The organism is Phenylobacterium sp., assembly GCF_044236515.1.
Classification (GTDB): Bacteria; Pseudomonadota; Alphaproteobacteria; order Caulobacterales; family Caulobacteraceae; genus Phenylobacterium.
The window spans coordinates 1-6,649 of sequence record NZ_JBIIGK010000157.1 but is presented as its reverse complement, the minus strand read 5'-3'; the positions used below and the strand labels follow the sequence as shown (position 1 = coordinate 6,649).

The following is a 6,649-nucleotide window of genomic DNA, read 5'->3' as shown; positions in this document are numbered from 1 at the left end:
TCGGCGAGCGCGAAGCGGTTCTGGCCGACCAGGACCACCGTCCCGTCGTCGTGGATCGGCAGGACCGCCAGGGCCAGGTTCTTGAAGCCGACGACGCCGTAGAGGGCCGGCTTGCCGGTCGGGGCGATGGCGTCGTGCTCGGTGACGCGGATCCAGGGGTTCTCGTAGACGAGCCGTTCCGCACTACGGAGCCAGGGTGTTCCGTGCGGGCGCAGCCAGGCGGGTTTTTGCGACATGCTCTCAACTTGCCTTGCGGGCGGCGCGCCCGAGCGCCCATAAACGAGAGCCCGTCTGCGAACTCAACACCTGAGAGAGATGCTTTGACCCACCCGGTTCCGCCCGCCCCTCCCTTTGGCGCGCCCCTGCCCCTCACGCCGGCGCCGGCGGTGCTGGACTTCCTGGCGCTGCGTCGCTCGGCGTCGGCGATGAAGCTGGCGGAGCCCGGTCCGAACGCCGCGGAGCTGGAAACGCTGCTGCGGCTGGCGGCGCGGGTCCCGGACCACGGCAAACTGTCCCCCTGGCGGTTCGTCATCCTGGAGGGCGAAGGCAAGGCGCAGCTGGCGGGCCGCCTCGAGGCGCTGGCCCGCTCGCGCGGCGACCAGGTCGCGACGGCCAAGCTCGGCAAGCTGAAGATCCCGCCGGTCGGCGTCGCAGTCATCTCGTCGCCGAAGGAAGCGTCGATCCCGGAATGGGAACAGCTGCTGTCGGCCGGCGCGGTCTGCACCAACCTGCTGAACGCCGCCCTCGCCATGGGCTACGGCGCGAACTGGATCACCGACTGGTACGCCTACGACGCCGAGGCGATGCAGATCCTGGGACTGAGCGGGCGCGAGCGGGTCGCCGGATTCGTGTTCATGGGAACCTCAAGCGAGGCGCCGCTGGAGCGGGAGCGGCCGAACGTGGCGGCCCTGACGAGCCGCTGGGAAGGCTAGCCCGCATCCAGACACACAACGGCCGGACGGCGCGCCGCGCCATCCGGCCTGAGGTGACACGCCCGAGGAGAGATTGGGCGAGTCCATCTATAGGCCGCTATCGGCGGTTTGGAAACCCCCGCCGCGCCCCAGGGCGAGCAAGCGGGGCTATTCGACGAGCGCGCGTGGCGACGCTTGAAAGTGATGGATAGACGTCAGGAAAAACACACCGCCCGCCGAGCCGGCGAATGCAGTATTCATCCGGCGCGACCACCCGCGACGACTCAAGGCGCCGCAACGACGGGCTCTCAACCGCGGCCGCGATACGGGGGCACGCCCTGGTCCGGCAGCCAAAGCCCCTCAGGCGAAGGACCCGTCTGCCAGAAGACGTCGATGGGGATGCCGCCGCGCGGATACCAATAGCCGCCGATCCGCAGCCAGTGCGGCGACAGCTCGGCTGCCAGCCGGCGACCAATGGCGACGGTGCAGTCCTCGTGGAAGGCCCCGTGGTTGCGGAACGAGCCGAGGTAGAGCTTCAGCGACTTGGACTCCACCAGCCAGTCCCTCGGCGCATAGTCGATGACCAGGTGGGCGAAATCCGGCTGGCCGGTCACCGGACACAGAGAGGTGAACTCCGGCGCCGCGAAGCGAACCAGATAGGTCGTGTCGGGGTGCGGGTTCGGCACCCGCTCCAGCACCGCCTCCTCGGGGGAGGCGAAGGCCTTCGTCTCGCGGCCGAGCTGGGTCAGTTGGGTCTCTTGCATGTGGCGGATTTAGCCCCTGGCGGCTCCCCTCACAACGGCAGGCGGCTTTTCCGTTTGCTCGCCTGAGCGGCGATCTCTAAGTTTCCAGCGCTCCGTACGCAGTCCTGGTGCGCGGATCGGAGACTGAGCGGAGCGCGACCCATGGAGAGGATGGCTTTCCGGGCCCAGACCATCGTGGTCGACGTGCTGATCGCCGCCGCCGCCTTCTCTCTCGCCTATCTGATCCCGCTGCGACCTGAACTCGGCGACGGCGGCCTGCCCTACGGCGAGCTCTTGCAACTCCTCGGCATCTACACGGGCGTGACGGCGCTCCTGGCGATCCTGTTCCGCGGAGAACTGTCGCCCTGGCGCTATAGCTCGATCCCGGACGCCCTGGTTCTGGCGCGGATCGCGCTGCTGACGGTCGGGGTGTTCCTGCTGATCGCCTTCTTGTTGAATCGCGGCGAGCGGCTGCCGCGCTCGACGCTGTTCCTGGCGCCGATGATCCAGATGGTCGGGTCGATGGGCGTGCGCACCCTGCGCCGGGCCCTTCACGAGCGGGTGCTGGAATCCTTCTCGCCGCTCAAAGCCGTCTCCGATCGCCTGACGCACAGCCCGTCGCTTCTACTCATCGGCCCGACCTCGCTGGCCGACACCTACCTGCGGGACGCGGCCCGCATCCATGACCGCAGCTATACGCCGGTCGGCATCGTCGGGGTCGATCCGCGCGACGTCGGCCAGCAGGTGCGGGGCGTGTGCATCATCGACCACCTCGAGAACCTCGACGTCGCCCTGGCCGACCTGCGGCGTTGGAACCGCTATCCGCGCGCCATCCTGTTCCTCGAGGAGCCGGCGCGGATGAAGGGCCTGACGCCGGACCAGCTCGGCCGGCTGACCAAGGACGGCATCCGCCTGCTGCGCCTGCCCTCGATCGTCGAGTTGGCTCAGCACGACGGCCTGACGCTGCTGCCGATGCGCGAGCTCAACATCGAGGAGCTGCTGGCCCGCGATCCCATCGAGCTCGACCGCCATGCGATCCGCAGCCTGATCCGCGGCCGGCGGGTTTTGGTCACCGGCGCCGGCGGGTCGATCGGATCGGAGCTCTGCCGGCAGGTGGCCGCCTTCGACTGCGCGCAACTGACCCTGCTCGACTATTCGGAACCGTCGCTGTTCCAGATCGACCGCGAGATCGCCGAGGCATTCCCGCACGTCACACGTGCGCCCGTGCTGTGCGACGTTCGCAACGCCGCGCGGCTGGCGGCGGTGTTCGAGGCCGAGAAGCCGGACCTGGTGTTCCACGCCGCCGCCCTGAAGCACGTGCCGCTGGTTGAGCGCCATCCTTCGGAAGGCGTGCTGACCAACCTGATCGGCACCCGCAACGTCGCCGAGGCTTCGCGCGCCTGTGGGGCGGCGCAGATGGTGCTGATCTCCACCGACAAGGCCGTCGATCCTACGAACGTGATGGGCGCGACCAAGCGGCTGGCGGAATCCTTGGTCCAGGCTCAGCACGCCAGCGCCGAGGGTACGCGGTTCTCCGCCGTGCGCTTCGGCAACGTCCTGGGCTCGGCCGGCTCCGTCGTGCCGATCTTCCGCTCACAGATCGAGCGCGGGGGGCCGGTGACGATCACCCATCCCGACATGGAGCGGTTTTTCATGACCATCCCGGAGGCGGCGCAGCTGGTGCTGCACGCCACCGCGACCCGGGCCGACGGAGACGAGCCGGACGCTCGTCTGTTCGTGCTCGAAATGGGTGCGCCGGTGCGGATCATGGACCTCGCGCGCCAGATGATCGCCCTTTCGGGCCGCCAGGACGTCGACATCAAGATCACCGGCCTGCGCGCCGGCGAGAAGCTGACTGAAGCCTTGCTGGACCAACGGGAGCGCTCAGTGAGTTGCGCGCCGAACGTCATGGAGGTGGTGTCGAGCTCCGCCCTGCGGATCACCTCCGAGCACGTCGAGCGGCTGGAGGCGATGGCCTCGGCGGGCAAGGACGCCGACGTCCGGCGCGAGGTCTTCGACCTGGTCGCCCAGGTGCGCGGCGAGAAGGCGGGCGGCTCGCCCAACCTGCGCGTCGTCGCCGGCGGCTGACCGGGCGCCCGTGACCGCTCCTGCGACGCCCGCCGAGTTGCGCGGGGCTTTCCTGGCGCACCTGGCCGGCCGCGACGCCGAAGCGGAGGAGGCCTATCGCCGGGCGCTGGCGAACCCGCAGCTGCGCAAGCCCGCCTATCGCCACCTAACCCGCCTGCTCGAAGGCCAGCACCGTTGGGCGGAGGCCCTCGAGGTCGCCCAGGCCGTACTGGCCGATGCGCCCGAGGCGGCCGAGATCCGCACTCATGTGGCCACCCTGCTCCTTGGTCTTGGGCGATACGAGGAAGCCGGCCCGTTGTTCGAGGCCCGCGCCGGGACGGCCGCCGGCGACGTGCGGCCGAAACTGCCCTATCCGGAGTGGGACGGGCGCCCGGTGCGCTCCCTGACGGTGTGGGACGAGCAGGGGCTCGGCGATGCGCTGCAATGGCTCCGCTTCGTGCCCGACCTGGTGGCCCGCGGGATCGCCGTGACCCTGATCATTCGACCGCAGATCGCCCCGCTCTGCGGCGGCCTCGGCGCCAGCGTGGTCGTCGCGAGCGGCCAGATGCGGATCCCGGTCGCCGACGCCTGGGTGATGCTGGGCTCCCTGCCCTATCGCCTGGGCGTGACGGTGGAGTCCTTGCCGGGCCGCTCCGCCTATCTCGTGGCGCCGGACGCGCGTCGGGAAGCCTGGCGGGGCCGGCTGCGGCCGGGGGCGCGGTTCGGGGTGGTGGCCAAGGGGCGTGCCGAGCACGCCAACAATGCCCACCGCTCGCTGCCGCCCGAGGCCGGAGCCTTCCTGCTCAGCCTCCCGGGGGCGGAGAACCTGCTGCCGGGCGAGAGCGCCCTGCCCCTCAAGGACTTTGCCGACACCGCAGCGGTGATCGAGCAGTTGGAGCTGGTGATCGCGGTCGACACGTCGATCGTCCACCTGGCGGGGGCGATCGGCAAGGAATGTTGGGTGCTGCTGCCCTGGATCGGGGAAGACTGGCGCTGGCTGCACGACGGGCGCCAGGACAGCCCCTGGTATCCCTCGTTACGGCTGTACCGCCAGCCTGCTCCGGGCGACTGGGCCGGGGCGCTGACCGCGCTGGCGCGCGACCTGCAGCCCCGGATCAGCCCCTGAACGTTACTCGGCCGGCTCCATGGCCGGCGCCGGGGCTGAGGCCTCCAGACGGCGAACCAGGGTCTCGTACTCTTCCCAAAGCGCCTTAGGCGTACGGTCGCCGAACTTTTCGTAGAACGGCGGAATGAGCGCCGCCTCCTTCCGCCAGATCTCGGCGTCGACGGTCAGCAGCAGGTCGAGCTGGGCGTCCGTCAGGCCGAGGCCCGAAACATCGAGGCTGCCCGGCGCCGGCAGACGACCGATCGGGGTGTCGACGGCTTCGGCGCGCCCTTCGAGCCGGTCGAAGATCCACTTCAGGACGCGGCTGTTCTCGCCGTAGCCCGGCCAGACGAACTTGCCGCGCTCGTCCTTGCGGAACCAGTTGACGAAGTAGATGCGCGGCAGCTTGGCCGGGTCCTTCGCCTGCTCGCCCATCTTCAGCCAATGGTCGAAGTAGTCGCCCATATTGTAGCCGCAGAACGGCAGCATGGCGAAGGGATCGCGGCGCAGCTCGCCAATGGCGTTCTCGGCCGCGGCGGTGCCTTCCGAGGCGACATTGGACGCCATGAAGACGCCGTGGCGCCAGTCGCGGGCTTCGTTGACCAGCGGCACGGCGCTGGCGCGGCGGCCGCCGAACAGGATGGCCGAGATCGGCACGCCGGCCGGATCTTCCCACTCGTTGGCGATGACCGGGCACTGGGCGGCGGGGACCGTGAAGCGAGCGTTCGGATGGGCCGCCGGATCGGCGCTCTCCGGCGTCCAGTCGCGGCCGCGCCAGTCGGTGAGATGGGCCGGCGGCTCGGCGGTCAGGCCTTCCCACCAGACGTCGCCGTCGTCGGTCAGGGCGACGTTGGTGAAGACGCAATTGCCGTGCAGGGCGTCGACGGCGTTCTTGTTGGTCTCGACGCCGGTGCCCGGCGCGACGCCGAAGAAGCCGGCTTCCGGATTGACGGCGTAGAGCCGGCCGTCGTCGCCGAAGCGCATCCAGCAGATGTCGTCGCCGATGGTCTCGGCCTTCCAGCCCGCGAGCGTCGGCTCCAGCATGGCCATGTTGGTCTTGCCGCAGGCGCTCGGGAAGGCGGCGGCGACGTAGCGGACTTCCTTCTGCGGCGAAGTCAGCTTGAGGATCAGCATGTGCTCGGCGAACCAGCCCTCGTCGCGAGCCATGACCGAAGCGATGCGCAGGGCGAAGCATTTCTTCCCGAGCAGGGCGTTGCCGCCGTAGCCGGATCCGTAGGACCAGATCTCGCGCGTCTCAGGGAAGTGGACGATGTACTTGGTCTCGTTGCACGGCCACGGCACATCGGCCTGGCCGGCGGCCAGCGGCATGCCCACCGTGTGCACGGCGGGGACGAACTCGCCGTCATCGCCGAGCTGGTCGAGGGCGGCCTTGCCCATGCGGGTCATGACCCGCATGGAGATGGCGACATAGGCGCTGTCGGTGATCTCGACGCCGATCGCGGAGATCTTGGACCCGAGGGGGCCCATGCAGAAGGGGACCACATACATGGTCCGGCCCTTCATGGCGCCCTCGAACAGGCCGTTCAGGGTGGCCCGCATCTCGGCGGGGGCTTGCCAGTTGTTGGTCGGGCCGGCGTCTTCCGGCTGTTCGGAGCAAATGTAGGTCCGGCTCTCGACGCGGGCGACGTCACGCGGGTCGGAGGCGGCGTAGAAGGAATTGGGGCGCTTGGCGGGATTGAGCCGTTTCAGCGTGCCGGCGGCCTCGAGCTCGCCGGTCAGGCGCTCCCATTCCGCTTCGGAGCCGTCGCACCAGACGACCTGCTCCGGCTGAGTCAGCTCCGCGATGTCGCGCACCCATTGTA

Annotated in this window: 5 protein-coding genes and 1 pseudogene; 3 read left to right on the top strand and 3 right to left on the bottom strand. The window is 69.5% G+C overall.

Going from position 1 to position 6,649, the window contains the following annotated elements:
* Positions 1–236: pseudogene (locus ACILRF_RS13540) on the bottom strand (DNA mismatch repair protein MutT); the annotation flags it as partial.
* An 84-nt stretch (positions 237–320) separates the two neighbouring features.
* Here ACILRF_RS13540 and ACILRF_RS13535 point away from each other — a divergent pair.
* Positions 321–932, top strand: coding sequence for a nitroreductase (locus ACILRF_RS13535; RefSeq protein WP_395673746.1), 612 nt, complete (start codon positions 321–323; stop codon positions 930–932).
* A gap of 287 nt (positions 933–1,219) precedes the next feature.
* On the opposite strand, the gene queF is transcribed toward ACILRF_RS13535, so the two are convergent.
* Complete coding sequence (queF, locus tag ACILRF_RS13530; RefSeq protein WP_395673744.1) at positions 1,220–1,675, bottom strand: preQ(1) synthase; 456 nt, start codon at positions 1,673–1,675, stop codon at positions 1,220–1,222.
* Between the two features lie 141 nt (positions 1,676–1,816).
* Here queF and ACILRF_RS13525 point away from each other — a divergent pair, with 141 nt between their 5' ends.
* Both ACILRF_RS13525 and ACILRF_RS13520 read left to right on the top strand, forming a co-directional pair.
* Positions 1,817–3,742, top strand: coding sequence for a polysaccharide biosynthesis protein (locus tag ACILRF_RS13525; RefSeq protein WP_395673742.1), 1,926 nt, complete (start codon positions 1,817–1,819; stop codon positions 3,740–3,742).
* Between the two features lie 10 nt (positions 3,743–3,752).
* Positions 3,753–4,847, top strand: coding sequence for a hypothetical protein (locus ACILRF_RS13520; RefSeq protein WP_395673740.1), 1,095 nt, complete (start codon positions 3,753–3,755; stop codon positions 4,845–4,847).
* Positions 4,848–4,850: 3 nt separating this feature from the next.
* Here ACILRF_RS13520 and ACILRF_RS13515 read toward each other — a convergent pair.
* Positions 4,851–6,649, bottom strand: a 1,799-nt coding sequence (locus tag ACILRF_RS13515; protein WP_395673738.1) for a phosphoenolpyruvate carboxykinase (GTP), incomplete at its 5' end; no start/stop codon positions are given.